General features: G+C 66.5%; 25 protein-coding genes and 1 tRNA gene. 12 read left to right on the forward strand and 14 right to left on the reverse strand.

The annotated features are described in order from the left end of the window. Nucleotides 1-13: 13 nt before the first annotated feature. Nucleotides 14-1489, forward strand: coding sequence for a type II secretion system ATPase GspE (gspE, locus tag ACOABP_RS08025; RefSeq protein WP_404851377.1), 1476 nt, complete (start codon nucleotides 14-16; stop codon nucleotides 1487-1489). A gap of 15 nt (nucleotides 1490-1504) precedes the next feature. Next, the gene (gene gspF / locus ACOABP_RS08030; RefSeq protein WP_474227649.1) at nucleotides 1505-2722 is read left to right on the forward strand and encodes a type II secretion system inner membrane protein GspF; all 1218 of its coding nucleotides are present in this window, start codon (nucleotides 1505-1507) and stop codon (nucleotides 2720-2722) included. A gap of 220 nt (nucleotides 2723-2942) precedes the next feature. Here gspF and ACOABP_RS08035 read toward each other — a convergent pair whose 3' ends face one another. Then, nucleotides 2943-4310, reverse strand: coding sequence for an NYN domain-containing protein (locus ACOABP_RS08035; RefSeq protein ID WP_474227650.1), 1368 nt, complete (start codon nucleotides 4308-4310; stop codon nucleotides 2943-2945). A gap of 322 nt (nucleotides 4311-4632) precedes the next feature. Between ACOABP_RS08035 and ACOABP_RS08040 the strand changes: the two genes are divergently transcribed. From ACOABP_RS08040 to ACOABP_RS08065, 6 genes are all read left to right on the forward strand, one after another. Beyond that, nucleotides 4633-8226: an indolepyruvate ferredoxin oxidoreductase family protein gene (locus ACOABP_RS08040; RefSeq protein WP_474227651.1), complete on the forward strand. Its 3594-nt coding sequence runs from the start codon at nucleotides 4633-4635 to the stop codon at nucleotides 8224-8226. 119 nt (nucleotides 8227-8345) lie between these two features. After that, on the forward strand, nucleotides 8346-8765 hold the full coding sequence (locus tag ACOABP_RS08045) for a GNAT family acetyltransferase (RefSeq protein ID WP_474227652.1): 420 nt from the start codon (nucleotides 8346-8348) through the stop codon (nucleotides 8763-8765). Nucleotides 8766-8805: 40 nt separating this feature from the next. Further along, complete coding sequence (locus ACOABP_RS08050; RefSeq protein ID WP_066736630.1) at nucleotides 8806-9156, forward strand: GFA family protein; 351 nt, start codon at nucleotides 8806-8808, stop codon at nucleotides 9154-9156. A gap of 21 nt (nucleotides 9157-9177) precedes the next feature. Beyond that, nucleotides 9178-9600 (forward strand): VOC family protein, encoded by a 423-nt coding sequence (locus tag ACOABP_RS08055; protein WP_474227653.1) that lies wholly within the window; start codon nucleotides 9178-9180, stop codon nucleotides 9598-9600. Between the two features lie 114 nt (nucleotides 9601-9714). Continuing rightward, nucleotides 9715-10986, forward strand: a complete 1272-nt coding sequence (locus tag ACOABP_RS08060) for an MFS transporter (protein ID WP_474227654.1) — start codon at nucleotides 9715-9717, stop codon at nucleotides 10984-10986. A 139-nt stretch (nucleotides 10987-11125) separates the two neighbouring features. Then, nucleotides 11126-12241 (forward strand): MFS transporter, encoded by a 1116-nt coding sequence (locus ACOABP_RS08065; RefSeq protein WP_474227794.1) that lies wholly within the window; start codon nucleotides 11126-11128, stop codon nucleotides 12239-12241. Between the two features lie 50 nt (nucleotides 12242-12291). Here the strand turns inward: ACOABP_RS08065 and ACOABP_RS08070 are convergent, their stop codons facing one another. Then, entirely contained in the window at nucleotides 12292-13173 is an 882-nt protein-coding gene (locus tag ACOABP_RS08070; RefSeq protein ID WP_474227795.1) for a DODA-type extradiol aromatic ring-opening family dioxygenase, read from the reverse strand. 294 nt (nucleotides 13174-13467) lie between these two features. Between ACOABP_RS08070 and ACOABP_RS08075 the strand changes: the two genes are divergently transcribed. The 3 genes from ACOABP_RS08075 to ACOABP_RS08085 all read left to right on the forward strand — a co-directional run bounded on the left by ACOABP_RS08075 (nucleotide 13468) and on the right by ACOABP_RS08085 (nucleotide 16041). Next, on the forward strand, nucleotides 13468-13755 hold the full coding sequence (locus ACOABP_RS08075) for a hypothetical protein (RefSeq protein ID WP_474227796.1): 288 nt from the start codon (nucleotides 13468-13470) through the stop codon (nucleotides 13753-13755). Between the two features lie 168 nt (nucleotides 13756-13923). Continuing rightward, a complete protein-coding gene (locus ACOABP_RS08080; RefSeq protein WP_474227655.1) occupies nucleotides 13924-15234 on the forward strand; it encodes an MFS transporter in 1311 nt (436 codons plus the stop codon). Between the two features lie 183 nt (nucleotides 15235-15417). Next, the gene (locus tag ACOABP_RS08085; protein ID WP_474227656.1) at nucleotides 15418-16041 is read left to right on the forward strand and encodes a DNA-3-methyladenine glycosylase I; all 624 of its coding nucleotides are present in this window, start codon (nucleotides 15418-15420) and stop codon (nucleotides 16039-16041) included. A 31-nt stretch (nucleotides 16042-16072) separates the two neighbouring features. Here ACOABP_RS08085 and ACOABP_RS08090 read toward each other — a convergent pair whose 3' ends face one another. Next, nucleotides 16073-16927 (reverse strand): lysostaphin resistance A-like protein, encoded by an 855-nt coding sequence (locus ACOABP_RS08090; protein ID WP_474227657.1) that lies wholly within the window; start codon nucleotides 16925-16927, stop codon nucleotides 16073-16075. Between the two features lie 496 nt (nucleotides 16928-17423). On the opposite strand from ACOABP_RS08090, the gene ACOABP_RS08095 reads away from it, so the two are divergent. Beyond that, nucleotides 17424-18053, forward strand: coding sequence for a LysE family translocator (locus tag ACOABP_RS08095; RefSeq protein ID WP_474227658.1), 630 nt, complete (start codon nucleotides 17424-17426; stop codon nucleotides 18051-18053). Here the strand turns inward: ACOABP_RS08095 and ACOABP_RS08100 are convergent. The 11 genes from ACOABP_RS08100 to ACOABP_RS08150 all read right to left on the reverse strand — a co-directional run bounded on the left by ACOABP_RS08100 (nucleotide 18045) and on the right by ACOABP_RS08150 (nucleotide 26282). After that, entirely contained in the window at nucleotides 18045-18995 is a 951-nt protein-coding gene (locus ACOABP_RS08100) for a cation diffusion facilitator family transporter (protein ID WP_474227659.1), read from the reverse strand. The two genes, ACOABP_RS08095 and ACOABP_RS08100, sit on opposite strands and share 9 nt — an antisense overlap. A gap of 238 nt (nucleotides 18996-19233) precedes the next feature. Next, a tRNA-Ala gene (locus ACOABP_RS08105) sits at nucleotides 19234-19309 on the reverse strand. A 69-nt stretch (nucleotides 19310-19378) separates the two neighbouring features. Next, nucleotides 19379-21103, reverse strand: coding sequence for a thiosulfohydrolase SoxB (gene soxB / locus ACOABP_RS08110; RefSeq protein ID WP_474227660.1), 1725 nt, complete (start codon nucleotides 21101-21103; stop codon nucleotides 19379-19381). A gap of 30 nt (nucleotides 21104-21133) precedes the next feature. Next, the gene (locus tag ACOABP_RS08115) at nucleotides 21134-21625 is read right to left on the reverse strand and encodes a TlpA disulfide reductase family protein (protein WP_474227661.1); all 492 of its coding nucleotides are present in this window, start codon (nucleotides 21623-21625) and stop codon (nucleotides 21134-21136) included. A 10-nt stretch (nucleotides 21626-21635) separates the two neighbouring features. After that, nucleotides 21636-22292 carry a sulfur oxidation c-type cytochrome SoxX gene (gene soxX / locus ACOABP_RS08120; RefSeq protein ID WP_474227662.1) on the reverse strand — a complete coding sequence of 219 codons (657 nt, stop codon included), beginning with the start codon at nucleotides 22290-22292 and terminating at the stop codon, nucleotides 21636-21638. A gap of 17 nt (nucleotides 22293-22309) precedes the next feature. Further along, nucleotides 22310-23164 carry a sulfur oxidation c-type cytochrome SoxA gene (gene soxA, locus ACOABP_RS08125; RefSeq protein ID WP_474227663.1) on the reverse strand — a complete coding sequence of 285 codons (855 nt, stop codon included), beginning with the start codon at nucleotides 23162-23164 and terminating at the stop codon, nucleotides 22310-22312. Between the two features lie 138 nt (nucleotides 23165-23302). Then, complete coding sequence (locus ACOABP_RS08130; RefSeq protein ID WP_066736671.1) at nucleotides 23303-23758, reverse strand: DsrE family protein; 456 nt, start codon at nucleotides 23756-23758, stop codon at nucleotides 23303-23305. Between the two features lie 40 nt (nucleotides 23759-23798). After that, nucleotides 23799-24110: a thiosulfate oxidation carrier complex protein SoxZ gene (gene soxZ, locus ACOABP_RS08135; RefSeq protein ID WP_474227664.1), complete on the reverse strand. Its 312-nt coding sequence runs from the start codon at nucleotides 24108-24110 to the stop codon at nucleotides 23799-23801. Nucleotides 24111-24174: 64 nt separating this feature from the next. Next, the gene (gene soxY / locus ACOABP_RS08140; protein ID WP_066736675.1) at nucleotides 24175-24630 is read right to left on the reverse strand and encodes a thiosulfate oxidation carrier protein SoxY; all 456 of its coding nucleotides are present in this window, start codon (nucleotides 24628-24630) and stop codon (nucleotides 24175-24177) included. 141 nt (nucleotides 24631-24771) lie between these two features. After that, the gene (locus ACOABP_RS08145) at nucleotides 24772-25101 is read right to left on the reverse strand and encodes a c-type cytochrome (protein WP_066736677.1); all 330 of its coding nucleotides are present in this window, start codon (nucleotides 25099-25101) and stop codon (nucleotides 24772-24774) included. 287 nt (nucleotides 25102-25388) lie between these two features. Beyond that, nucleotides 25389-26282: an EamA family transporter gene (locus ACOABP_RS08150; protein ID WP_474227665.1), complete on the reverse strand. Its 894-nt coding sequence runs from the start codon at nucleotides 26280-26282 to the stop codon at nucleotides 25389-25391. Nucleotides 26283-26381 lie beyond the last annotated feature (99 nt).

The following is a 26381-nucleotide window of genomic DNA, read 5'->3' on the forward strand; positions in this document are numbered from 1 at the left end:
GCCGCCGTCGCCGATGGCGGCGCGGCTCGTGTCGTATTCGTTCTCGCGCGAGGCACCGCTGCTGATCGCGCACCAGCGCCCCGACGGGCTCGAAGTCTGGGTCAGCCGCAAGACGTCGCCGGCCGCGCTGGCCGAAGTGGCACGCGTGCATGGTGCGCTGCACCTGCGCGTGCTGGAACCGGCCGCGCTGGACGCCGCGATGTCGGACGCCTACAACCGCCAGGACGGCTCGGCCGCGCAGGTGGTGGGCGAGGTAGAGGGCGAGGTCGATCTGTCGCGCCTGATGCAGGACATTCCGGCCGTGGAAGACCTGCTCGAATCCGAAGACGATGCCCCGATCATCCGCATGATCAACGCGCTGCTGACCCAGGCGGCGCGCGAGCAGGCTTCGGATATCCACATCGAGCCGTTCGAATCGGCGTCGGTGGTGCGCTTCCGGGTGGACGGCACGCTGCGCGACGTGGTTCGGCCAAAAAAGGCGCTGCACGGCGCGCTGATCTCGCGGATCAAGATCATGGCGCAGCTGGACATTGCCGAGAAGCGCCTGCCGCAGGACGGCCGCATCACGCTGCGCGTGGGCGGGCGTCCGGTTGACGTGCGGGTGTCGACGCTGCCTACCGGCCACGGCGAGCGCGCGGTACTGCGTCTGCTGGACAAGGAAGCGGGCCGGCTGGACCTGGCCAAGCTGGGCATGGCGCCCGAGACGCTGGGCGGCTTCGACCACCTGGTGCGCCAGCCCCACGGCATCGTGCTGGTGACGGGCCCGACCGGCTCCGGCAAGACCACCACGCTCTACGCAGCGCTGTCGCGGCTCGATTCGCACACCACGAACATCATGACCGTGGAAGATCCGATCGAGTACGACCTCGACGGCATCGGCCAGACGCAGGTCAACCCGCGTATCGACATGACGTTCGGCAAGGCGCTGCGCGCGATCCTGCGCCAGGACCCGGATGTGGTGATGATCGGCGAAATCCGCGACCTGGAGACCGCGCAGATCGCGGTGCAGGCATCGCTGACCGGCCACCTGGTGCTGGCGACGCTGCACACCAACGATTCGGCATCGGCGGTCACGCGTCTGGTGGACATGGGCATCGAGCCGTTCCTGCTGTCGTCGTCGCTGCTTGGCGTGCTGGCGCAGCGGCTGGTACGGCGCCTGTGCCCGCACTGCAAGCGCGAGGAAGTGATCGAGGTCACGCCGTCCGAGACGGATGCCCTGCGCGCGCAGGGCAAGCCGCTGCAGCGCGTGTGGCACGCGGTGGGCTGCGACAAATGCGGCCATTCGGGCTATCAGGGCCGAATGGGGGTCTATGAACTGCTGACCGTCGACCATGAGATCCAGACGATGATCCATCGCCAGCAGCCGGAATCGGAGATCAAGCAGGTGGCGCTGTCCAAGGGCATGCACACGATGCGCGGCGACGCGCAGCGCTGGATCGACAGCGGCGCCACCTCGCTGGAAGAGGTGTTGCGCGTGACACGCGAATAAGCCGGGGACCGCAGCATGCCCGCCTATCGCTACGAAGCCGCCGATGCCTCTGGCCGCGCCGACCGGGGCGTGATCGAGGCCGACAGTCCCAAGCAGGCGCGCGCGCAACTGCGTGCGCGCGGCCTGACCCCGCTTACCGTCGATCCGCTGGCCGGCGCCGGCCTGGCCCAGCGCAGCGGCAGCACCATGTTCGTGCGGCGGCTTTCCACGCAGGAACAGGCGCTGTTCACGCGCCAGCTTGCCAGCCTGATCGTGTCGGGCCTGCCGCTCGACGAAGCGCTGGGCGCGCTGGCCGACCAGGCCGAGCGCCAGTACGTACATGAATTGCTGGCCGGCATTCGCGCCGAGGTCATGGGCGGCAGTTCGCTGTCCGTGGCGCTGGCCCAGCATCCGAAGGATTTTCCGGACATCTATCGCGCGCTGGTGTCGGCGGGCGAGCACTCGGGTCACCTTGGCGTGGTGCTGGAGCGGCTGGCTACCTATATCGAGACGCGCAACCAGCTGACGTCGAAGATCCGGCTGGCGTTCACCTATCCGGCCATCGTCACGGTCGTGGCGTTTGCCATCGTGATCTTCCTGCTGTCGTACGTGGTGCCGCAGGTGGTCAGCGTGTTTGCCAACACCAAGCAGAAGCTGCCCACGCTGACCATCGTCATGCTGTGGCTGTCAGATTTCGTGCGCAACTGGTGGTGGGCCGCGGTGGCCGTGTTCGCGGTGATCGCGGCGATCATCCGCAGCCTGCTGAAGCAGCCCGATATCAAGCTGTCATGGCATCGCTGGCTGCTGACCGCGCCGCTGGTGGGCAAGCTGATTCGCGGCTACAACACCGCGCGCTTTGCCAGCACGCTGGCTATCCTGGTATCGGCCGGCGTGCCGATCCTGCGCAGCCTGCAGGCTGCGGGCGAAACGCTGACCAACGTGGCGCTCAAGAACAACGTCGACGACGCCACCACGCGCGTGCGCGAGGGCGCCTCGCTGGCCCGCGCGCTGGCCGCGCAGAACCAGTTTCCGCCGGTGCTGGTGCACCTGATCCGTTCGGGTGAGGCCACGGGCAACCTGCCAGTGATGCTGGAGCGCGCGGCCACCGGCGAAGGCCAGGAACTGGAGCGCCGCACGCTGTTCCTGACCAGCCTGCTGGAGCCGCTGCTGATCCTGACAATGGGCGTGGTGGTGCTGCTGATCGTGCTGGCCGTGCTGATGCCGATTATCGAGATCAATCAGCTGGTGCGATAGGGCTCGCTCGCGCTAGCCTGGCCGCGCTGCAGGTCTTCAAACGCTGTCCTCTCCCACAGCCCCTCTCCCGCACACCTGTCAGCCATGTGTCCGGTCTGAACAACAGCGGGAAGGGGAGCAAACCAGCAGAAACCGCGCAATGCCCTCGGTGTTCTCCCCTCTCCCGCACCGCGGGAGAGGGGTCGGGGGAAAGGGCCAGCGCGTCCAGGCCCGATAGCGCTTACTCCGCAGCCTTGGCCGCTTTCTTCGCGGGCGCGCGCTTGCGCGGCGCGGCCTTCTTCGCGGCGGGCTTCTTTCTGGCGGGGGCCTTGGCTTCGGCGTTGGTTTCCACGCTGGCCTCCGCGATATCGGCGGAGTCGTCCACCACATCGGCAGCTTCCGCCACCGGAGCCGGCGCTTGCTCCGTCACCTGTGCAGCCAGCACCGTCGTACCCGGCGCGGCGAATACCGACTGGTCGATCGGCCACGGGGTCTCGCTGAGCTTCACGTCGGGGCGCCGGGCGCGCTTGCCGCGTGGCGCCGGCTTTTCGTCGACGGCTTCCACGGTTTCCGCGATCAGCGTCGAGGCCGATCCGGCGGCTTCATCGTCGTCGGCCCACAGCGCAGGCGCGGGTTCGGGAATGGCGTCCATATCCACCACCGGCGCGGGCGTTTCCACAGGCGGCACCGGCTGCGCCACGGTCTGGGCGGGCAGCGGCGCTGGCGCCGGCTTCACAGGTGCGGGACGCTGGGCCTGCGGCTGCGGCTGCGGCTGTGACGGCTGCGGCTGGCTGGCTGGCTGGGCCTGACCGCCTGCCTGGGCACCCTGCTGGCCGCCCTGCTGGCCTTCATTCTTGCCGCGCTTCTTCAGCCGTACCCAGAGTGTCTTGTTGTTGCCGCCGTTACGCGCTTCCACCTCGAACAGGTTGGTCGCGGCGACCAGCTCGGACAGCTTGCCGTAGCCATAGTTGCGCGAGTCGAACTCGGGCGCCTGCTTGGCGATGTAGTTGCCGATGCCGCCCAGCGTGGACCAGCCGTCCTCGTCCGATACGGCCTGCGACGCGCTTTGCAGCAGCCGCACCAGGCGCGAATCCTGACGCAGTTCCTGCGTGCTGCGGCGCTTGGCCGGCGCAGCCTCGGTTTCGGCATCGGTATCCGCATCGCCGCGCAGCACATCGGCGTAGATGAACTTGTCGCAGGCGGTCACAAACGGCTTGGGCGTCTTGCGCTCGCCGAAGCCGTAGACGGTCAGGCCCTGCTCGCGGATGCGCGACGCCAGGCGCGTGAAGTCGCTATCGCTCGACACGATGCAGAAGCCGTCGAAGCGGCCCGTGTAGAGCAGGTCCATCGCGTCGATGATCATCGCGCTGTCCGTGGCGTTCTTGCCCACGGTGTAGCGGAACTGCTGGATCGGCTGGATCGAGTGGGCCAGCAGGCGGTCTTTCCAGCCCGACAGGTTCGGGCGCGTCCAGTCGCCATAGATACGCTTGACGGCGGCCACGCCGTACTTGGCCACTTCGGCCAACAGGCCTTCGACGATGGCGGGCGCCGCGTTGTCGGCGTCGATCAGCACGGCCAGGGTGGCACCCTGGCGGGGAGAATTGGTCATGTTCGGTTCTTCTGGATGGGCCGGGTTGCACCATGGCGGGTTTCCCGGCGTGTGGCGCGCAGACATCATCGTTCACGGACGCGCGCCATTTGGATGCACCGCAGTGTACACGTGCAGCATAGGCGTATACGGGAAAGCACGGGGGTATCTGGCGCACTTTATGCTGCATCGCACGGTACCGCGGCCTGCACGCCGGTGCTACCATGCCGCGCAGAGACACGGCCGCTCAACGCCTCCACAAGAGACCACGAACGGCTGCCCATAAATGATGTGTCGGTGATCCCGACAGCATGCCCCAGGCAGGGCCCAAAGAGGAGCACATATGAATGCCCCCCTGACCCCACCGGTCAGCGACGCCATCCGCCGCGCGCTCGAAAACGTTTCCCTCGAAGACAAGTACACGCTGGAGCGTGGCCGCATCTACATCAGCGGCACGCAGGCATTGGTGCGCTTGCCGATGCTGCAGCAGGAACGCGACCGTGCCGCCGGCCTGAATACCGCCGGCTTCATTTCCGGCTATCGCGGGTCCCCGCTCGGCGCCCTCGACCAATCGCTCTGGAAGGCCAAGAAGCACCTGGCGGCGCACAATGTCGTGTTCCAGGCCGGGCTGAACGAGGACCTGGCCGCCACGTCGGTCTGGGGCTCGCAGCAGGTCAACATGTATCCGGACGCCAGGTTCGATGGCGTATTCGGCATGTGGTACGGCAAGGGCCCCGGCGTCGACCGCACCGGCGACGTCTTCAAGCATGCCAACTCCGCCGGCTCCAGCAAGTACGGTGGCGTACTGGTGCTGGCCGGCGACGATCACTCGGCCAAGTCCTCCACGCTGGCGCACCAGTCCGAGCACATCTTCAAGGCCTGCGGCCTGCCCGTGCTCTATCCGTCCAACGTGCAGGAATACCTGGACTACGGCCTGCACGCTTGGGCCATGAGCCGCTACTCGGGCCTGTGGGTCGCCATGAAGTGCGTGACCGATGTGGTGGAGTCGTCCGCCTCGGTCGAACTCGATCCGCACCGCGTGCAGATCGTGCTGCCCAACGATTTCATCCTGCCGCAGGGCGGCCTCAATATCCGCTGGCCCGACCCGCCGCTGGAACAGGAAGCCCGGCTGCTCGACTTCAAGTGGTACGCCGGCCTGGCCTACGTGCGCGCCAACAAGATCGACCGCATCGAGATCGATTCGCCGCACGCCCGCTTCGGCATCATGACCGCCGGCAAGGCCTATCTGGACACGCGCCAGGCGCTGTCCGACCTGGGCCTCGACGACGCCACCTGCGCGCAGCTGGGCGTCCGTCTGTACAAGGTGGGCTGCGTCTGGCCGCTGGAAGCACACGGCGCGCGCGCCTTTGCCGAAGGGCTGCAGGAAATCCTGGTGGTCGAAGAGAAGCGCCAGATCATGGAGTACGCGCTCAAGGAAGAGCTGTACAACTGGCGCGACGACGTGCGCCCCAAGGTCTACGGCAAGTTCGACGAAAAGGACAACGCGGGCGGCGAATGGTCGATCCCGCAGAACAACTGGCTGCTGCCGGCGCACTACGAGCTGTCGCCGGCGATCATCGCCAAGGCCATCGCCACGCGCCTGGAAAAGTTCGACCTGCCCGCCGATATCCGCGCGCGGATCGAATCGCGGCTGGCGATCATCCATGCCAAGGAACGCGCGCTGTCCACGCCGCGTGTGACCGCCGAACGCAAGCCCTGGTTCTGCTCGGGCTGCCCGCACAACACGTCGACCAACGTGCCCGAGGGCTCGCGCGCGCTGGCCGGCATCGGCTGCCACTACATGACGGTCTGGATGGACCGCAACACGAGCACGTTCAGCCAGATGGGCGGCGAAGGCGTGGCCTGGATCGGCCAGGCGCCGTTTGCCGGCGACCAGCACGTGTTTGCCAACCTGGGCGATGGCACGTATTTCCACTCGGGCCTGCTGGCGATCCGCGCATCGATCGCGGCCGGGGTGAACATCACCTACAAGATCCTCTACAACGACGCCGTAGCCATGACCGGCGGCCAGCCGGTGGACGGCCAGCTGTCGGTGCAGGACATCGCGTACCAGGTGGCCGCCGAAGGCGCGAAGAAGATCGTCATCGTCACGGACCAGCCGGAGAAGTACAACGGCGCGATCAAGCTGCCCGAAGGGCTGACCGTGCATCCGCGCGAACAGCTCGACACGATCCAGCGCGAACTGCGCGAAGTGCCCGGCTGCACGATCCTGATCTACGACCAGACCTGCGCCACCGAGAAGCGCCGCCGCCGCAAGCGCGGCACCTTCCCCGACCCGGCACGCCGCGCGTTCATCAACGACGCCGTCTGCGAAGGCTGCGGCGACTGCTCGGTCAAGTCGAACTGCCTGTCGGTGGAACCGCTGGAAACCGAGCTGGGCACCAAGCGCCAGATCAACCAGTCGTCGTGCAACAAGGACTTCTCGTGCGTGAACGGCTTCTGTCCGAGCTTTGTCACGGCGGAAGGCGCACAGGTGCGCAAGCCCAAGGCCAATGGCGTGTCGATGAGCGGCCTGCCCGACCTGCCGCTACCGGCGCTGCCGGACATGCGGCGCGCCTACGGCATCCTGGTAACGGGTGTGGGCGGCACCGGCGTGGTGACGATCGGCGGCCTGCTGGGCATGGCGGCGCATCTGGAAAGCAAGGGCGTGACCGTGCTCGACATGGCTGGCCTGGCGCAGAAGGGTGGCGCTGTGCTGTCGCACGTGCAGATCGCGGCCAGGCCCGACGACCTGCATGCAACGCGCATCGCCATGGGCGAGGCCGACTTGGTGATCGGCTGCGATGCCATCGTGTCGGCCACCGATGAAGTCATCTCGAAGACGCAGTCGGGCCGCACGCGCGCCGTGGTGAACACCGCGCAAACGCCCACCGCCGCGTTCATCAAGGACCCGAAGTGGCAGTTCCCGGGCCTGTCGGCGGAGCAGGACATCCGTAACGCCGTGGGCGAGCAGTGCGATTTCATCAACGCCAGCGCACTGGCCGTGGCACTGCTGGGCGACACCATCTACACCAACCCGCTGGTGCTGGGCTATGCATGGCAGAAGGGCTGGATCCCGCTGACGCTCGAAGCGCTGGAGCGCGCCATCGAACTGAACGGCGTGTCGGTCGACAAGAACAAGGCCGCGTTCGACTGGGGCCGCCATATGGCGCACGACCCCGATCACGTGCTGTCGCTGACCGGCAAGCTCAAGACGCAGACCGAAGGCGCCGATGTGGTGAAGCTGCCGACGTCGAGCGGCGCGCTGCTGGAAAAGCTGATCGCCAATCGCGTGGACCTGCTGACCAAGTACCAGGACGCAGCCTACGCCGGGCAGTATCGCGAAGCCGTGAACCGCGTGCGCGCGGCCGAGAGCGCGCTGGTGGGTGCCGGCAAGCCCCTGCCGCTGACCGAGGCCGCCGCACGCAACCTGGCGAAGCTGATGGCGTACAAGGACGAGTACGAGGTGGCGCGCCTGTACACGGACCCGGTCTTCCTCGACAAGCTGCGCGCGCAGTTCGAAGGCGAGCCGGGCCGCGACTACCAGCTGAATTTCTGGCTGGCGCCGCCGACCACGGCCAAGCGCGACGACAAGGGCAACCTGGTCAAGCGCCGTTTTGGTCCGTCGACGATGACGCTGTTCCGCATCCTGGCCAGGCTCAAGGGCCTGCGCGGCGGTGCGCTGGACATCTTCGGCAAGACCGAGGAACGCCGCACCGAACGTGCGCTGATCGGCGAGTACCGCGCGCTGCTGGACGAGCTGTCGAAGGGCCTGACGGCCGCCAACCACGGCACCGCCGTGGAGCTGGCAAATGTGCCCGACGACATCCGCGGCTTTGGCCACGTCAAGGACAACAACCTGAAGGCCGCGCGCGGCAAGTGGGACCGGCTGCTGAAGCTGTTCCGCGACCCGCAGGCGGGCCAGCAGGCGGCCTGATGGGGCGCAGCCCGTTATGCGCCCCTCTCCCAATCAAGGGAGAGGGGCGAAACCGCGCTTGATTTGCACGGCCCACTGCCATGGCTACACTGTGCGTTCACCAAACCCGCAGCCATGCCATGCAGCTCCGCCCTTACCGCCCCACCGATGAATCCGCCGTTGTCGACCTGTGGAACGCCTGCGGCCTGACCCGGCCGTGGAACGACCCGCACAAGGACATCGCGCGCAAAATGACCACCCAGCCCGAGCTGTTCCGCGTGGGCGAAGTGGACGGGCGGCTGGTAGCGACGGCGATGATCGGCTACGACGGCCACCGCGGCTGGGTCTACTACCTGGCCGTGCATCCGGAGTTTCAGGGGCGCGGTTACGGGCGTATGCTGATGGCGCATGCCGAGACCCTGCTGGCCGAGCGCGGCTGCCCCAAGATCAACCTGCTGGTGCGCGACACCAACGAGGCCGTGCTGGCGTTCTACGATCGCCTTGGCTATGGCCGCGATGCGGCGGTAAGCCTGGGCAAGCGGCTGATCCCGGACCAGTGATCGGGCCAGCCGGCGAACAAGCCAACGAACCGGAGACACCATGACCACGTACCAGGGAAGCTGCCACTGCGGCCGCGTCGCCTTCGAGGCGGACGGCGAGCTGACGCAAGTGCTGCAATGCAACTGCACGATGTGCCGCCGGCGCGGCCACCTGCTCTGGTTCGTGCCCAAGACCAACTTCCGGCTGAAAACGCCGGACGAGAACGCGTCGACCTATCGCTTCAACACGATGAAGATCGCTCATCGGTTCTGCCCCACCTGCGGCATCGGGCCGTACTCGGAGGCCACCGACCCGCAGGGCAACCCTACGGCGGCCGTGAACGTGCGCTGCCTGGACGGCGTGGACCTGGCCAGCCTCAAGGTCATCGAGTACGACGGCCTGCACAAGTAACCACACACGGGACTGAACGCCATGTTCGCGATCCGGGGCATCGACCACCTGGTGTTGCGCACCGCCGACGTTGCGCGGATGGTGCGCTTCTATGTCGATGTGCTGGGCTGCACCGTGGAAAAGGAACAGCCCGCCTTCGGCCTCACCCAGTTGCGGGCCGGCGGCAGCCTGATCGACCTGGTATCGCTGGACGGCCCCATCGGCCGGGCAGGCGGCGCAGGGCCGGGTACGGAAGGCCGTAATCTCGATCACTTCTGCCTGCGTATCGATCCGTTCGATTCCAATGCGATTTTTAAGCACATGAATATTCATGATGTCGATACCAGCCCGGTCGAACGCCGTTATGGGGCCGAAGGCGAGGGACCGTCGATCTACGTAAAGGACCCCGACGGCAACACCGTCGAACTGAAGGGCCCGCCGGACGGCACCCATTCGGGGGGCTGACAGGCCCGTGATACCCCCCGGCGTGCGCCTTCCCTCACCAGCGGCGGCGCCGATACAATTTCTGCTCCACTGACCGCATCGCCACCGGCGCCCCCCAATTGCGCCGGGCGCGCCATGACCGCTTCCGCCGCCCCCGAATCCTCCGCAGCACCGCCTGCCGCGCCGCCGGCGCCGCTCTCGCCCCGCCAGATCGTCTGGACGCTCGGCATCACCGAAATCATCAGCTGGGGCACGCTCTACTTCACGTTCACCGTCTTCATCGGCCCGATGCATGACACGCTGGGCTACGACAAGCCGTTCCTGGCCGGCGGATTCTCGCTGGGGCTGCTGGTATGGGCGATGTGCTCGTTTGCGGTGGGGCGCCTGCTCGACCGCGTGCCGGCGCGCAAGGTCATGGGGATCGGGTCGGTGCTTGCCGCCATCGGACTGGTGCTGTGGGCCTGGTGTCCGTCGCCGACGCTGTTCCTGCTGATGTGGATTCCGCTGGGGCTTGCCATGGCGTCCACGCTTTACGAGCCGGCGTTCGTGGTGCTGCGGCAGGCGTTCGGCGACGGTTACCAGAAGCCGATCGTCCAGGTAACGCTGTTTGCCGGCTTTGCCAGCACCATCTTCATCCCGATTGGCCAGTGGCTGGTGCTGCATCTGGGCTGGCGCGAAACCCTGGTCATCTTCGCGGCACTGAACCTGTTCGTCTGCGCCCCGCTCCACGCCAGGCTGCGCTACGTGGTGCATCCGAGCTATGCACACACCGGCGCCCACACCAGCACGCCGCTGGCTGGCACCGCCTCGCCCAGCATCACACGCACCACGCTGCGCCAGCCGGTGTTCTGGGCCGTGGTGATGGCCTTCACGGCCACCGCCGTGATTGCTTCGCTGCTGGGCGCCCACCTCATTCCGATGCTGACCGAGAAGGGCATGCCGGTAGGCCAGCAACTGGTCGTCGCGGCGCTGATCGGGCCGGCCCAGGTGGCGGGCCGCCTGGCCATGGCGCGGCTGCCCATCGATCATCCGGTACGGCTGTCGATGCCGGTATATATCGTCATGAGCCTGGGCCTGCTGTGCCTGACGCTTGGCGACGGCTACTGGCTGATGCTGGCGGCCGTCGGCTATGGCTGCGCAAATGGCGTCAACACCATGCTGCGCGCGATGGCGATGCCCGAATTGATCTCGCGTCATCACTATGCAACGCTGAACGGGTTAATGATGACCCCGGTGTTGCTGATGCAGGCGGCCGCGCCGTGGATTGGCGCCCTGCTCTGGCGCGTGGCCGGCGGCTACTGGCTGATGCTGTGGGTCATGGTGGCATTGGCCGTGGGCGCGCTCGGCGCGTTTGCCTTCGCGCTGCACCAGCGCGGCCTGCTGCGCCCCGGCGCCGCACCCGCGTGAGTGCTTCCAACTTGTTGTCTTGTTGTACCGGCTGTATCCGGTTGTCCTGCTGTCCGATTACTCGATCGAAACCACTTCGCCTCCCGTTTCCGTTCCCGCCCCCTCCCCGTCGGCCGTGTCGCGCGCCACGCGCGGCACCATGGCGCTGTTCTTTGCCAACGGCGCCACCTTTGCCACCTGGGGGGTCCACATTCCCACCATCAAGGCCCGCTTCGGGTTGTCCGACGCGATGCTGTCGCTCGCCATGCTGGCCGTGGCCGGCGGTGCGATCCTGGTCATGGGGCCGGTGGGGCGCTGGGTGGGCAAGATGGGCAGCGCGCGGGCATCGATGCTCGGCGGCGTCGCGTTTGCCTGCATGACGCTGCTGATCCTTGCCATGCCCAGCTTTGCGCTGCTGCTGCCCGCGCTGCTGGTGTTCGGCATGGCAAATGCGATGTTCGATGTCGGCATGAACGCGCAGGCCGCCACCGTCGAGGCCAGCCGCAGCACGCGGCCCGTGATGTCGGCACTGCACGGCATGTTCAGCCTGGGCGGCATGATCGGTGCGGCATTCGGCGGACTGATGCTGAGCCTGCAGGTGCCGCCGCTGTTGCATACCGCACTGATCGCGGCCATGACAGCCGCGGTGGCACTCGGCACGCATCGGGGCCTGCTGGCCGACCATCCGGTGCTGCCCACGGCCGACCATCACAAGGAACACGCCACGCGCGGGCTGTGGCTGCTGGGCCTGATGGCGTTCCTGGGGCTGGTGGGCGAAGGCGCGATGTACGACTGGACTACCGTCTATATGCGCGAGATAGCCGAGGCACCGCTGGCATGGATCAGCTTCGGCTACGCGGCTTTCTCGGGCGGCATGGCCTGCGGCCGCTTTGGCGGCGACCGCCTGCGTGCCCGTTTCGGCGATGCACGCACGCTGACCGGCAGCGCCTGGCTTGGCTTTGCCGGCATCGCGCTGGCGATTGCCATACCCTGGCCGCTGGCCGTGCTGGTTGGCTTCAGCCTGATGGGCCTGGGCGCCGCCAACATGGTGCCGATCTTCTTCGTGGCGGCGTCGCGCCTGCCTGGCGTAAGCGCGGCCGAAGCCATCGCGCGCGTGGCGCGCTTTGCCTATGTGGGCCTGTTGCTGGGGCCGGTGATGATCGGCGGCGTGGCGCACCTGGCAAACCTGCGCGCCGGCATCGCCGTGGTGGCGCTGACGATGGGCTATATCGCGCTGTTCGGCGCGCGGTCGGCGCGGCGTTACCTGACGACCTGACCGGCGCCAGCAAGGATCACCGCGTGGGTCACACGCGGATCACGCGCGGATCAGGCCGCCAGTGGCAACGGCGCGTGGCCGGTGCCAATGCCGTCGAACACGAAGGTGTCCATCGCCAGCACACCGTAGGTAACCTCGTCGGCCACGCGGGTCACGCTGGCGTCCTTGCTGGCCGTGGCTTCCGGCCCCATGGCAGCGCCCAGCGTCACGTAGAACGGCAGCAAGTGCTCGTCAGTCGGATGGGCGCGGCGCGCAAACGGCGCCTGGGTGCGGTAGTCGGCAATCCGGCTCACGTCGCCGGTAGCCAGCGCCTCGTTCAGCGCGTCGGCCATCCAGCTGCGGAAGGCGTCCACATAGGGCTCGGTCTCCGGGCCATGCTGGGCCTTGCGTGCGCCGCCGCCGAACACTTCCTGCAGGTTATGGGTAAAGCTGCCCGAACCGATCACCAGCACGCCTTCCTCGCGCAGCGGCGCCAGCGCACGGCCGATCTCGATCTGCGTGGCCGGGCTCAGGTACGGGTTGAAGGCCAGTTGCACCACCGGCACATCGGCATCGGGGAAAAAGTGGCGCAGCGGCATCCAGGCGCCGTGGTCGAGCGGACGATCTTCGTCTTCCGCCACAAAGCCTGCGCCGGGAATGGCGGCGGCCTCGATCAGCGACTTCACGCGTGCGGCCAGGTCGGGCGATCCCAGCGCGTCATAGCGCAGCGCGTACAGCTCGCGCGGAAAGCCGCCGAAGTCGTGCCAGGCTTCCTGCCGGGTACGCGTGCTGACGGCCAGCGTGCTGTAGATCCAGTGCGCGGAAATCACCAGAACGGCCTTGGGCCTGAGCGCGCGCAGGCGGGTGCCCAGCGCGTCGAACGCGGCGCCGGTGGGGCCGGGGTCGATCGCCAGCATCGGCGATCCGTGTGACACATAGATGGCGGGCAACAGGGTAGTCATGGCGTAGGGCCGTTCAGCGGATTGATCCAATGGATGCAGTCTGGCAAAGATGTCACGCCGTGACGCATGGCTTTTGCGGACAAGTCCTGCAAAAAACTTGAAGGTCAGGCGCGCCGCGCGTGCTGGGCGTTGGATACCGCACACACTCCGCGCGATTTCCCGCAACACCGACAGCGGCCGTAACATGAATCGGCCTATGATGAGCTCCAGAGATGCGACTCACGCGTCCGCCGGAGAAAGCCCGTGTCCAAGCGATTCGATCCCCTGCACGCCCTGCCCCACGCGTTGTGGTGGCAGCCCGGCGTTTACGGCAGCGGCCCGGCCGTGCTGCTCTGGATCATCGCGCGCCTGCCGGCCGACATGCTGGCCGACGTGTTTGGCACCCCCTCCGCGCCCGCCCTGCTCAACCACGCCGGCGACACCGTGTTCGTCATCGGCTGGCTGGCAAGCGCCGCCTGGCTGTGGTTCACGCGCAAGCGTGCGGCGCCGGCACGGGACGTGACCCCGCTCGATCTGGCGGCACCCACCCAGACGCCACGCACGCCCAACCATCACGGGCACGGCGCCGGATAGCGCGGCGCGGCCCGGGACCAAGGGTAGCAGGTGATGCATTGACAACCTTCCCCAGAACGCACGTATGACAAATTGATGTAAGGAATCGCTTAAGATGCTGGCTTGCGTCACCGCCGGGGCACACTGGCGGGGGCATCCACCGGTTCTTTCATCGTTGTAGCCAGCCTCATGTCCGTTACCGCAGCATCCGCCAACGACCTGTCCAAAGCCACCCGACGACGCGCGATCATCGCCGCGACCATCGGCAACGGCCTGGAGTGGTTCGATTTCACCGTCTACAGCTTCTTCGCGGTCATCATCGCCAAGCTGTTCTTCCCCACCGGCAACGACCTGACATCGTTCCTGCTGACCGTGGCCACGTTCGGCGTGGGCTTCTTCATGCGTCCGGTAGGCGCCATCGTGCTGGGCGTCTACGCCGACCGCGTGGGCCGCAAGGCAGCGCTGACGCTGACCATCCTGATGATGGCGCTCGGCACGGCCATCATCGGCCTGGCCCCCACCTACGAGTCGATCGGCCTGTGGGCACCGGCGCTGATCGTGCTGGCACGCCTGATCCAGGGCTTTTCGGCTGGTGGCGAAGTCGGCGGCGCCACGGCGTTCCTGATCGAGCATGCACCCGACGAGGAGCGCGGCGCCTACGCCAGCTGGCAGCAGGCCAGCCAGGGGATTTCGTTCATGCTGGGCGCCGCCATGGGCGCGCTGGTCACGAACGGCCTGGACCAGGCCCAGATCGATGCCTGGGGCTGGCGCATTCCGTTCCTGTTCGGCCTGCTGATCGGCCCGGTGGGCATGTATATCCGCTCGCACCTGGAGGAACCGCCCGAGTTCGAGCAGCGCCAGGCCGAGCGCCGCGCCAACAACGTGAAGTTCTCGCCGTTGTCGCAGGTGCTGCGCGACCATCCGCGCGAAGTGCTGGCCGGCCTGGGCGTGACCATCCTGTGGACGGTCTGCACCTATGTGCTGGTGTTCTACATGCCGTCGTACGCCAAGCAGCAGTTGGGCCTGCCGCTGGGCGCCACGTTCCAGTCCACGGCCATCTGCGGCGCCATCATCCTGGTGCTGTGCCCGCTGATGGGCATGCTGTCCGACCGCGTGGGCCGCAAGCGCATGCTGAGCGTGGTGGCGCTGGCTATCCTGGTGCTGGCCTATCCGCTGTTCCACTGGCTCAACGTGTCGCCCACCACCGCCACGCTGCTGCAGGTGCAGATCGTGCTGGGCATCCTGCTGGCCGCCTTCACAGGCCCGGCACCGGCCGTGCTGGCCGAGCAGTTCCCGACCGAAGTGCGCTCCACCGGCCTGTCGCTGGCCTACAACTTCGCCGTGACGATCTTCGGCGGCTTCGCCCCACTGATCGTGACGTGGCTGATCGAGTCGACCCAAAACAAGCTGGCCCCGGCCTTCTACGTGATTGCCGCCGCCGCCATCAGCTTCGTGGCACTGGTGTTCATGCACGACCGCACGGGCAAGAAGCTGGACTGACCTGCCAGCCTGCCGCCGCACGAAAGCCAACCTCCGGGTTGGCTTTTTTTGTGCCCGCAATCCTGGCACCGGTTTGTCAGTTGGATGTCCGGAAGCAGCCGGTTGCGGTCTTTACGGCGTGGTGTTCCGGGCGCATGATCGCTGCGGCGCCGATGCGCGCCATCGACAAAGGAGCGAAGGCGAATGACGACGAAGTCCGTGCCGCAGACCCAGGTACGCTGCGGCTGGTGTGGTGATCTGGAGGACTACTGCCACTATCACGACAACGAGTGGGGCTTTCCGGTGGACGACGACCGGCGCCTGTTCGAGAAGCTGTGCCTGGAGGGCTTCCAGTCCGGCCTGAGCTGGCTGACCATCCTGCGCAAGCGCGAGGCGTTCCGCAAGGCCTTCGCCAATTTCGAGATCGACAAGGTGGCGCGCTTTACCGAGCGCGACGTGGAGCGGCTGCTGGGCGATGCCGGCATCGTGCGCCATCGCGGCAAGATCGAAGCCGCCATCCACAATGCGAAGTGCGCGCAGGAACTGCTGAAGACCGAGCCGTCGCTAGCCGCCTATTTCTGGAAGTTCGAACCCGACCCGAAAAGCCGGCCGAAGACACTGACGCCCGAAGTGCTGCGCACGATGGCGATCAGCCCGGAATCGACGGCGTTGTCGAAGGATCTCAAGAAGCGCGGCTGGAAGTTCGTCGGCCCGACCACGATGTACGCGCTGATGCAGGCCATGGGGCTGGTCAACGACCATATGGACGGCTGCTCGACGCGCACTGCGGTGCTGCGTGCGCGCAAGGCGTTCAAGGTGCCTCGCTAGGGCGGATCATGTCACGCGGCATCCGCGGGGATTACGCGGCGTCCGGCGGCGGGCCCTCCGGGTCCGCATCGTCCGCTTCGTCCGCACCGGCCTGCTGTCCCCGCGCCGGCCCCCACAACATCCGGCGCAACGCCACCGCACCCACCACGCCAGCGGCCACAGCCAGGCCCCACGTCCACAACGAATACTCGGTACCGGCGTCGGTGCCGGCCTCGCTCATCACGGTAATCGTCGTATTGATGCCGGCATGCAGCACGATGCCGGGCCATAGCGAACCGGTGCGCACGTAGAACGCGGCGGCCAGGATGCCCACGGCAAAGGCAATCACGAACTGGTAGACGTTCAGGTGCATCAGGCCGAAGACGAATGCCGAGTAGACGATGGCATCGGCCGTGGCATAGCGCTTGAGCATGCCGCGCAGCAGGATGCCGCGGAAGAACATCTCCTCGACCATCGGCGCGATGGCACAGGACAGCACCCAGTTGCCCAGGCCGCCGGTCATCGACTCGAACATCGCCACCTCGCTGGCCGACAGCGGGAACACCTTTTCGAGCGCCGTCATCATCACGCCGTCGAGCAGCACGATCAGCGGCACGGTCATCAGGATGGGCAGTCCCAGCAGACCAACGGTAGCGACTGCGCTTGACCGGCTATCGTGGAACAGCCGCCGATAGGTCAGCCCGCTCTGGTGCAGCAACACGCTGAACACGATGCCGCATGCCAGGATGCGGACCAGCGATGCCGCCGCCGATACCTCCAGGCCACTGCGGACCAGCATCGGCCGCAGCAACGTCGCCACCATCAGTTCCACAAACCAGGCAACGAAGGTCAGGGCCAGCGCCCACTGCAACGAGATGGGCTGGATATCGGACGCAGGACGGTTCATCGGGACATTGCAGCGTGCAGTGCAGGGAAGCCGACATTCTAGGATGGGGCTCCTGCCAGCCGGGACACGCTCTGGAGGGGTATTGCGATAGCGCAACGTCCGTGGACACCCGGCACTGGCTCGCTCCGCACAATGGTCCGTATACGTATACCGGTATTGTTTACGTATACATAAATAGTAGTAGTAATGGTTAACACTAGGGCCTGACCGTGGATAACCCTGTTTTTCCCTTTCGGATCATGGTGTTATCAAACAGATAACCCTTTGGGAAACCGTGCGGCGTATACGTGGATGGCCGTGGGTAATTGCGGCGCGGCGCGCGGCCGTCGACGTATACGTGTCATGTTGTACGTATACGTCCCACAGCCGCCCCACAGGTCGCCCCCAGACCAGCCCACAGACTTGTTCACGTAGTTGTCCACAGGAAGCGCGTGCATATCGGCGCGAATCGGCTCACACTGGCGCCTCGCCAATGCCGAGCCGCCGGAGCACTTCGATGGACAGCACAACCCTGTTTCTGTACCTGATTGCCGTGGCCGCGGTCATGGTTACGCCCGGGCCGACGATGTTGCTGGCCCTGAGCAACGGCGCCACCCGTCCGATGCGCGTGGCCGCGTGCGGCATCGCCGGCGCCGCGCTGGCCGACCTGATCCTGATTGGCGCCGTGGGCTGCGGGCTTGGCGCCGTGCTGCAGGCATCCGAGCACCTGTTTACCGCCATCAAGTGGATCGGCGCGGCCTACCTGCTCTATCTGGCGGTCTCGATGTGGCGGGCCCCCACGCGGGAACTGGTTGCCACATCGGACGCCACCTCGGCCAGCGGACGCGCCGCCTTCCTGCGAGCGCTGTTCGTGGCATTGTCGAACCCCAAGACCATCCTGTTCACCTCGGCCTTCGTGCCGCAGTTCGTCCACGCGGACAAGCCGGTGGCTATCCAGTACGTGATCCTGGCCGTGATCGCGGCGCTAATGGATATCGTGATGATGGCGATCTACGCCTTCGGCGGCCGCCATGCCGTCCGCACCCTGTCGGCGCGCGCGGTGCAATGGATCAACCGGGGTTGCGCCGGCATGCTGGCGTTCCTGGCCGTGGGCCTGAGCCTGTACCGGCGCAGCGACCTACGCTGACTCGGCCGGCGCCGGCTGGGTGCGCGGCACCCTGACCGGGTCTACATGCGTCATGACGTTCAGCACGTCGTCGCGCTCCATCGCGCGGCGGCGCGCTTCGGTGGCAATCGCGTGCCCCTGCTCGACCGTCAGGTCCGCCTGGATCTCCAGATGCACGTCGACCAGGATCATGTCCCCCATCTTGCGCGTCTTGAGGTCATGCAGACCAAGCACCCCGGGCGTATCCTGCATCGCGTCGCGCAAACTGGCGACCACGTCCTCGTCGGCGGCGCGGTCCATCAAGTCGTTCATCGCATCCCAGCCAAATCGCAGGCCCATGCGCGACACCATCAACCCCACCACGATGGCCGCCACCGGATCGAGCACGTGATACCCAAGCAGGTTGCCACCAATGCCCAGCGCCACCACCAGTGACGACGCAGCATCGGACCGCGCGTGCCACGCATTCGCTACCAGCATGCTCGACCTGACGCGCTCTGCCACCCGCAACATGTAGCGGAACAGCCCCTCCTTGGCGGCCAGCGCACCCAGCGCCACCCACAACGCCACCGTCTGCACCGGCTGCGCCCCCTCCGGATGCTGGATCTTGCCAATCGCGGCCCACAGCATGCCCACGCCTACCGCCAGCAGCAGCGCGCCCAGCGCCAGCGAAGCCGCCGTCTCGAACCGCTGATGCCCGTACGGATGGTCGGCATCGGCCCCCTTGCGGCTGTGATGGCCGGCAAACAGCACAACGAAATCGGATACGAGGTCGGACAGCGAATGGAGCGAATCGGCAACCAGCGCCTGGGAGCCGGCGATGATGCCGATGGCGCCCTGGGCAATCGTCAGGCCGATATTGACGAAAACGCTGACCAGCGTGGACCGCCGCCCGGCCAGGTGGCGGGCTTCGGCATCAAGGGTATCGGCGCCAATGGCGGGGGCGACGTGCGGTTCGCGCATGGATGAAGACAGAGGGTGGGCGATAGGTGGAACGGTAGCATTTCCTGGGGGACGCGGAGCCGTCTCATTCCCCGCTGGCACATCGGTTTCGCCGTCATGCCAGGCACAGGTGTTCGAAATCTCCGCGCGGCAAATAGTCCATCAGGGCATGGCTCCCGGCGATGGATTTTCCTGGCCCCCAAAGCAAAACAACGCACGACATCTTTCGACGTAGTGCGTTGTTTTACAAGAGAAATCCTGGTGGACCGAAGGAGGATCGAACTCCCGACCTCTGCATTGCGAACGCAGCGCTCTCCCAGCTGAGCTATCGGCCCATCGCGACTGATTGTAGCCGAATCCCGAGCGGCCTTTCAATCGCATCGATCCAACACTTTGTCCTCGATTCAGGCGGCTGCCATGCCTGGATTTCCATCCATGCCGCGCACCGTTGGCAGGTTCAGTGGGCGGGCGCTGACTTCCTTGCTGGCGCGCAGCCACTGGGCCATCACGTCCCAGATCGGGGCGCCGCCGGTCTGGCGGGCTTCCTCCGAAACGGGGGCCCAGCCGGCCACCTTGTAGGTCTTGCCGGCATCCACGGGCTGGCCGGCCAGGCGCATGTCGGTGATGCGCTTGCCGATCGGCTGGTTCGGGTCGATGGTGTATTGCAGCCCGCCCACGCGCACCATGTCGCCACCCTGCTGGTAGTACGGGTCGGGGTTGAACAGGTTGTCGGCCACGTCTTCCAGGATGGTCTTGATCGTCTCGCCGGTCATCGGCGTCACGGTGGTGTAGGGGTACGTGATGGCCGTCTGGTCCATCAGCGCTTCCATCGTGATGTTCTCGCCGGGCAGCAGCGTGGTGCCCCAGCGGAAACCTGGCGAAAATGCGATCTGGGCGTCCTGCACGGCCATCAGGCCATCCAGGATCAGCTGGTCGAAGGTGCCGTTGAAGTTGCCGCGCCGGTACAGCAGGCCGCGGTTCACCGCCAGCACTTCGCCAAGCTTGCTCTCGTAGGGCGCACGCACCTTCTGGATCAGCGCGTTCATCTTCGGATCGGCCGGCAGGAAGTTGGCGAAGACCGGCAGCAGCTTGTAGCGGAAGTCGGTCACCTTGCCGTTGCGTACATCGAAGTCCAGCACGCCCAGGAACTTGCCGTTCGACCCCGCATTGGTCACCAGCGTGACGCCGCCAGGGTTCTTCACCGGAACCGGCGCCGGCACGCCGTCGTGGGTATGGCCGCCCAGGATGGCATCGAGCCCGCGCACGCGCGACGCCAGCTTCAGGTCGACATCCATGCCGTTGTGCGACAGCAGTACCACTACCTTCGCACCCTTGCCGCGCGCTTCGTCGATCACCTGTTGCAGGTTCTCTTCCTGGATGCCGAAGGTCCAGTCCGGCACCAGGTAGCGCGGGTTGGCGATGGGCGTGTACGGGAACGCCTGGCCGATGATGGCCACCGGCACACCATTCATCTCGCGAATCACGTAAGGATCGAAGACCGGGTCGCCGAAGTCGTTGGTCTTCACGTTCTGGGCCAGGAACGACACCTTGCCCTTGAAGTCGTTGTCGACGATCTGCTTGACGCGGTCCGCGCCAAGCGTCATTTCCCAGTGCGGCGTCATCACGTCGACGCCAAGCTGCAGCGCGGCATCGACCATGTCCTGCCCCCTGGTCCACAGCGCCGTGGCAGATCCCTGCCAGGTGTCGCCACCGTCCAGCAGCAGTGCACCGGGCCGGCTGGCCTTCATGCGCTGGATCAGCGTCGACAGATGGGCAAACCCGCCCACCTTGCCGTAGCGGCGCGCCGCTTCCGTGAAATCGAGGTATGTGAACGCGTGCGCGGTGGCGCTGCCCGGCGCGATGCCGTACTGGCGCAGGAATGCGTCGCCCACCAGATGCGGGGGCTTGCCGGCCCACTCGGCCACGCCCAGGTTCACGTTCGGCTCGCGGAAATGCACCGGCTTCAACTGCGCGTGGCAATCGGTAAAGTGCAGCAGGTGGACGTTGCCGAAGCGCGGCACGTCATAAAGCCGCGCGGCAGCCTGGGCCGCCTGGGCGTCGCCGCCGGGGAATGTCATGCCTCCGGCGCCGGCCACGGCCAGCACCTGCAGGAACTCGCGTCGGTTCATGCTGTTATCCGTTTGATCCGCAGCGCGCGGCTACGGCTTGCCGTAGCGCGCCAGCGCGGCCACGTCGTCGTCGATCATCTCGCCGACTTCCTTCTGCACCACACGCCCCTGGGCATCGAGCACGTAGAGCTCGGGCAGGCCCTTGCGGGCACCGAAGGCACGGCGCAGCGCATCCGAATCCATCGCCGCCGGGAATGTATAGCCGCGCTGCTTCAGGTACGCCACGGCGTCCTGCGGCTGCTTGTCGATGCTGATGGTCAGCACCTGCAGCCTGGTGCCGCGCGTCTTGTCGTAGAGCGCCTGCAGGCGCGGATTCTGCAGCGCGCAGAACGGGCACCACGACGCCCAGAACTCGATCACCACCGGCTTGCCCGCCCATTGCGAGGCAGGCACCGTGCGGCCGTCGAGCAGTTTTACGTCGGGCAGGTGGATGGTGTCACCCACCTCGGCGGCATGGGCGAGTGCGCCGGCCATGCCGAGCACGGCCAGCAGCCACATCGTCGCCACCCGCCGCGCGCGCATCACGCCGCCCTTACTGGTTGACCGGCGAGGCCGGGTCCAGCAGCAGAGCCATCACGTCGCGGATCTGCTGTTCGGTCAGGATGCCCTTGTGGCCAAAACGCGGCATGTTCGAGCATGCGCTGTACGCGTTTGAATCCCAGATCTTGCCCCACGTGTAGCGCACCACGTCGGGCGAGTTGCCGCGCAGCTTTCCGTAGTTGTAGAGCGACGGCCCGATATTGCCGAACGAGATCTCCGCCTTGGTCAGCTGGTGGCAGGCGTAGCAGTTGGCGCCGTTGGGCGCGCCCACCTGGTCCGAGAACTGCATGCCGCGGCCATTCTGGGCAATCTTCTCGCCTTCCTTCCAGTCGCCGATGAAGTTGTTGTCGGCCGGGTATTTCACCTGCTTCAGCTCGGCGGCCTCTACCTTCTTCGCCACGGCGGCCGGCACGTGCAGGCGATCCGGGTACTGGCTGCAGGCCTTCTGCGTGGCGTCCTGGTTGATCACGCCCTCGACCGTGGCCGGGCCCTTCGACGTGAACGACGATTCGATCATCTGGCGCACGTCGGCGTCGGAAACCTTCACCGGCTTGTCGGCCTTGGCGCCCTTGGCGGCGGTCTGCGCATGCGCGCCCGAGGCGGCCAGCAGCACCAGCGCGGCGGCGGCCATCGTATGGAGTGTCTTCATGTTGTTCTGCTCCGTGCTCAGCGCTTCATGTTCGGGCCGTCGTACGTGCCGCCGTTGGCGTTCCTCGCCAGGAACATCGTCAGGGCGGTGATCACGTCGGAGCCGTAGGCCGGTTCGGGAAATCGCTGCTGGCGCAGGCAGTCGTACAGGCGGTGCTGCATCGTGCGGACCTCGCCCTGCGACACGCGGTACGCCGGCCACGTGGTGTACGCGGCCTGAGCACCCTTCTGGGTCATCAGGTTCGGCAGGTCCTGCAGGCGGATGCGCTGGCCGTCCACGGCGTGGCAGGTGGCGCAGGCAAAGTCATAGGCGCCGGCACGGTAGAAGAACATCTTCTGGCCCAGGGCGTAGACGCGCTTTTCCTCGGGGTGCGTCAGCTGGACGTTCATCTTCACGCCGCGCGATTCGCCGGTCAGGAAGGCGGCCAGGCGCTCGATGTCCGAAGGTTTGCCCTGCGATGCGAAGTGGTTCTTCGTGGCCTCTTCCTGCGTCAGGCCCTGCAGCGTCACGCGGCAGTACGCCAGGCGCTGCTCCAGGTCCATCACCTTGTTGGTGTCCTTGAAGTAGCGCGGCAGCTCGGCGTAGGCGCCCTTGGTCACGCCGGGGCCCTTGCCCAGGTCGCATTGCTCCAGCGATGCGTTCTTCGGGCCGGCAGGCTTCTTCCACAGTTCCTCGCCGGCGGCTTCCCACAACTCGGCAGGATTGCCTTCGGCCAGCATCTGACGGTACTTGGCGATTTCCTCGGCGGTGTTGTCCTGCGCCAGCGCGGGGCCGGACAGCGTCGCGGTGACGGCGGCAGCCACGGCGCCCAGCGCCACCAGCGCGGGGGCCACGGTGCGGCGCAGACGGCGGATGTTGCGCACGGTAACCATTGGGGGATTCTCCTCGCCATCGCGCCGCATGGCTGGCGGACGGACGGCCTTCTTGTGCGGGTCCGGCGGCTCGTTGCCGGACGGCTTGTCAGTGAACCCGGGCGGCCCGCGACGATCCGCAGCGGCCGCCCCGATCCATCACGGCTTGATATAGGCGTAGCCTTCGTCGAACTGCAGGCGCGCGATTTCCACCACGCCCGCCGGCACCACCTTGGCGTCCATCAGCAGGCTTTGCTCGGAAATCCGGCGCGCGGTCAGCGTGTTGCGGCAGGCGCGGAACTCCACGCCCGACGACGTCAGCGCCGCCACGGCGGCCTCGAACGTGTTGCCACGCGCATCCTTGGCGCCTTCCACCAGGAAGTCCACGCCATAGCCGAACGCCACGACCACGATCCTGGTGTCGGGTGCGCCGTTCAGGTGGTTGCGCAGGTTCGACATGGCGCGCACGGCCTGGTCGATACCGTCCGACAACTGGTACACGACCTTGACGCGGCCCTTGCCCGACGAAGCCGCCGGGGCCTGCTGGGCTCCGGCCTTGGCCGACAGCCCGATGGCGGCCAGGGCCGCCGTGGCACGAATGAATGCTCGACGCATACTGCTTCTCCTTCGCCCGTATCAGGCCAGTTTCAGGCCATCAGGCGATGGTGGCTTCGTCGGTGCGCTTGTCGCCGCGGTTGTCGACCCAGGTCACCGTGACCTTGTCGCCCTTGGCGCCGCCCTTGAACTTGAAGTTCAGGAACGGGTCCTTGGACACGGCCGCGCCGAACTGCGCGTGGAACACTTCCTTGCCCTTGCACGATGCCACCACGGTCTGGATATGCCAGGCCGGAATGATCTTGCCGGCCGAATCCTTGCGCTGGCCGGTTTCCATGTCGTGCTTCATCAGAATCTTGACGTCTACGACGCCGCCGTTTTCAGTGGCGCGAACGCGCATCGGGTCTGCCATGTGCTTCTCCTGTCAGCAGTTATCTGGAAATCTGGTCTCGAACGGTGCAACGGTCCAGCGGCGTTCAGCCGCCGCAACCGCCCAGCGTGACCTTGATTTCCTTCGATGCCACGTACCACTTGCCGCCGGCCTTGACCGCGGCATGGACGACCGACGTCTGGCCCATCTTCACGCGCGTGGACACGAACGGCTCGGTGCCGGCCGGGATCGTGAAATCGGCCGCCAGCGTGTTCGGGTTCTTTTCCACCAGGATCGCGATCTGCTCGGTGTCCGGGATGTTGCTGGTCACCGCCACCGGCACCACGGCGCCGTTCTCGGCGATGTCCGGGGCGTTGAAGGTGATGGCGCTGCTCTTCTCGGTGCCGCTGCCGCCCAGGGCCTTGATCACGTCGGCCACACTCTTGCCGTCAAAGGCGGTCTTGTTCCATTCCGCGGCCTGTGCCTCGCTGATCAGGCCGGTGGCGGCCATCAGCGACAATACGGCGGTCATCCGCAGTACATCTCGTCGTTTTGCGTTCATCTTGCTGTGTTCCGTACTACCCGGTTTCCTGTCGACCCCTGCCGTGCCGGTGCGTCGCCGGCCCATGCATGCATTATGCGAATACGTTAAACGTGGCGGGCCGCCGGCACTGCCAGCCGCCCGCCCAGGCGAGAGCCTGGATTACTTGGCCGGTGCGCCGGCCAGAACCCACTCCACCACGGTCTTGATATCGGCGTCGCTGACGGCGGCGTTGGCCGGCATCGGCACCGGGCCCCAGACGCCCGAACCGCCGTTCTTCACCTTGGCCGACAACTTGGTCAGGGCATCCTTGTCACCCTTGTACTTGGCGGCCACGTCCTTGAAGGCCGGGCCAACCAGCTTCTTGTCTACCTGATGGCAGCCCATGCAGGCGTTCTTGTTGGCGATGGCCTGGGCCTTGGCGGCGTCGACGGCGGCGTGCGCGGACGCGGCGGCGGCCAGCAGCGCGGCGGCGATGACAAACTGCTTCATGTGTTGTGCTCCAAACTGTATGAGAGCCGTGGGGACGGCAAATGCCCGCGCTCGGATTGCTCCACGGCGCGGCGCGCGCTGGCCGCCGTTGGGGCGGGCTTCTCAGGAGCGCCCTGCGGTGATCGTTGAGGGCTCCCGGGCATATGCGGCCAGTCCGCTATTTTGCCTGAAGTCAAGGCGCGTATACGGATGCGACAGTGATAACCATATGCGCAAAACGGGTGGGAAATGTCGCCCTATTGCGGGTTAACCCGCAGTCTGGCTGGCGCTTGCGCCACAGTTGGCCGCTATCGGCGTGCCAGTGCCCGGCCCGGCCAGAGCCGGTTGCCGAACACGTTCAGCAGCAGGCCGGCCATGACCACCACGGCGCCGGCCCATTGCGCGGCAGCCAGGTCCTCGCCCAGCAGCAGGTGGGCCGACAACAGCCCCACCACCGGTACCAGCAGCGTCAGCGGCGCCACCTTGCTTGCCGGGTAGCGCGTCAGCAGGCGGCCCCACATGGTGTAGCCGAAGAGCGTGGCGGCAAAGGCCAGGTAGGCCACGGCGAATAAGGCGTTGCCCGAGACATGGGTCAGCGCGTCGGCGATGCGGGCCGGGCCTTCGAACCAGAGCGACAGCAGCGCAAACGGCACGATGGGGATCAGCGCGCCCCACACCACCAGCCCCAGCAGGTCGACCGGGCCGATCTTCTTGCTGACGATATTGCCCGTTGCCCAGCACAGCGCCGCACACAGCGTCAGCAGGAAGCCCGCCACCGTCATGCCGCCGGGACCGTGCGCCGCGGCGCTGCCGATCAGTGCCAGCCCGCCGGCGGCAATCGCCATGCCGGCCAGGTTGTGCCAGCGTACCGGCTCACCCAGCCACAGCGCGGCAATGGCCACGGTGAAGAACACCTGCGACTGCAACACCAGCGACGCCAGCCCGGCCGGCATGCCCACGGCCATGGCATAGAACAGGAACGCGAACTGCCCCAGGCTGATCGACGCGCCATAGGCCACCAGCATGCGCAACGGAATGCGCGGGCGCGGAATGAAGAAGATGGCCGGGAACACCACCAGGCTGAAGCGCAGCGTACCCAGCAGCATCGGGGGCACGCCGGACAGGCCTACCTTGATGACGACGAAATTGACACCCCAGACCACGATGATGGCGAGGGCGAGCAGACGGTCTTTGGCTTGCATGATCGTTGAGAGAAGGCCGCGTCCTGATTGTGGCCAGACAGGGGGCATGGACGTTCGGCACGGCTAGCGTAGCAGCCCGCGCCGGCTACGCATTGCACG

It is taken from the genome of Cupriavidus sp. HE11 (genome assembly GCF_056097175.1).

Bases quoted from the DNA above. Each gene is read 5' to 3' on its own strand.
- soxZ (WP_474227664.1), bottom strand. From the start codon at position 24,110: ATGGCAGACCCGATGCGCGTTCGCGCCACTGAAAACGGCGGCGTCGTA.
- ACOABP_RS08045 (WP_474227652.1), top strand. From the start codon at position 8,346: ATGCAGCTCCGCCCTTACCGCCCCACCGATGAATCCGCCGTTGTCGAC.
- ACOABP_RS08065 (WP_474227794.1), top strand. From the start codon at position 11,126: ATGGCGCTGTTCTTTGCCAACGGCGCCACCTTTGCCACCTGGGGGGTC.
- soxA (WP_474227663.1), bottom strand. From the start codon at position 23,164: ATGGTTACCGTGCGCAACATCCGCCGTCTGCGCCGCACCGTGGCCCCC.
- ACOABP_RS08145 (WP_066736677.1), bottom strand. From the start codon at position 25,101: ATGAAGCAGTTTGTCATCGCCGCCGCGCTGCTGGCCGCCGCCGCGTCC.
- ACOABP_RS08085 (WP_474227656.1), top strand. From the start codon at position 15,418: ATGACGACGAAGTCCGTGCCGCAGACCCAGGTACGCTGCGGCTGGTGT.
- ACOABP_RS08090 (WP_474227657.1), bottom strand. From the start codon at position 16,927: ATGAACCGTCCTGCGTCCGATATCCAGCCCATCTCGTTGCAGTGGGCG.
- ACOABP_RS08080 (WP_474227655.1), top strand. From the start codon at position 13,924: ATGTCCGTTACCGCAGCATCCGCCAACGACCTGTCCAAAGCCACCCGA.
- soxB (WP_474227660.1), bottom strand. From the start codon at position 21,103: ATGAACCGACGCGAGTTCCTGCAGGTGCTGGCCGTGGCCGGCGCCGGA.
- ACOABP_RS08150 (WP_474227665.1), bottom strand. From the start codon at position 26,282: ATGCAAGCCAAAGACCGTCTGCTCGCCCTCGCCATCATCGTGGTCTGG.
- ACOABP_RS08100 (WP_474227659.1), bottom strand. From the start codon at position 18,995: ATGCGCGAACCGCACGTCGCCCCCGCCATTGGCGCCGATACCCTTGAT.
- gspF (WP_474227649.1), top strand. From the start codon at position 1,505: ATGCCCGCCTATCGCTACGAAGCCGCCGATGCCTCTGGCCGCGCCGAC.
- ACOABP_RS08040 (WP_474227651.1), top strand. From the start codon at position 4,633: ATGAATGCCCCCCTGACCCCACCGGTCAGCGACGCCATCCGCCGCGCG.
- ACOABP_RS08095 (WP_474227658.1), top strand. From the start codon at position 17,424: ATGGACAGCACAACCCTGTTTCTGTACCTGATTGCCGTGGCCGCGGTC.
- ACOABP_RS08060 (WP_474227654.1), top strand. From the start codon at position 9,715: ATGACCGCTTCCGCCGCCCCCGAATCCTCCGCAGCACCGCCTGCCGCG.
- ACOABP_RS08055 (WP_474227653.1), top strand. From the start codon at position 9,178: ATGTTCGCGATCCGGGGCATCGACCACCTGGTGTTGCGCACCGCCGAC.
- soxX (WP_474227662.1), bottom strand. From the start codon at position 22,292: ATGAAGACACTCCATACGATGGCCGCCGCCGCGCTGGTGCTGCTGGCC.
- ACOABP_RS08115 (WP_474227661.1), bottom strand. From the start codon at position 21,625: ATGCGCGCGCGGCGGGTGGCGACGATGTGGCTGCTGGCCGTGCTCGGC.
- soxY (WP_066736675.1), bottom strand. From the start codon at position 24,630: ATGAACGCAAAACGACGAGATGTACTGCGGATGACCGCCGTATTGTCG.
- gspE (WP_404851377.1), top strand. From the start codon at position 14: ATGGCGGCGCGGCTCGTGTCGTATTCGTTCTCGCGCGAGGCACCGCTG.
- ACOABP_RS08035 (WP_474227650.1), bottom strand. From the start codon at position 4,310: ATGACCAATTCTCCCCGCCAGGGTGCCACCCTGGCCGTGCTGATCGAC.
- ACOABP_RS08050 (WP_066736630.1), top strand. From the start codon at position 8,806: ATGACCACGTACCAGGGAAGCTGCCACTGCGGCCGCGTCGCCTTCGAG.
- ACOABP_RS08130 (WP_066736671.1), bottom strand. From the start codon at position 23,758: ATGCGTCGAGCATTCATTCGTGCCACGGCGGCCCTGGCCGCCATCGGG.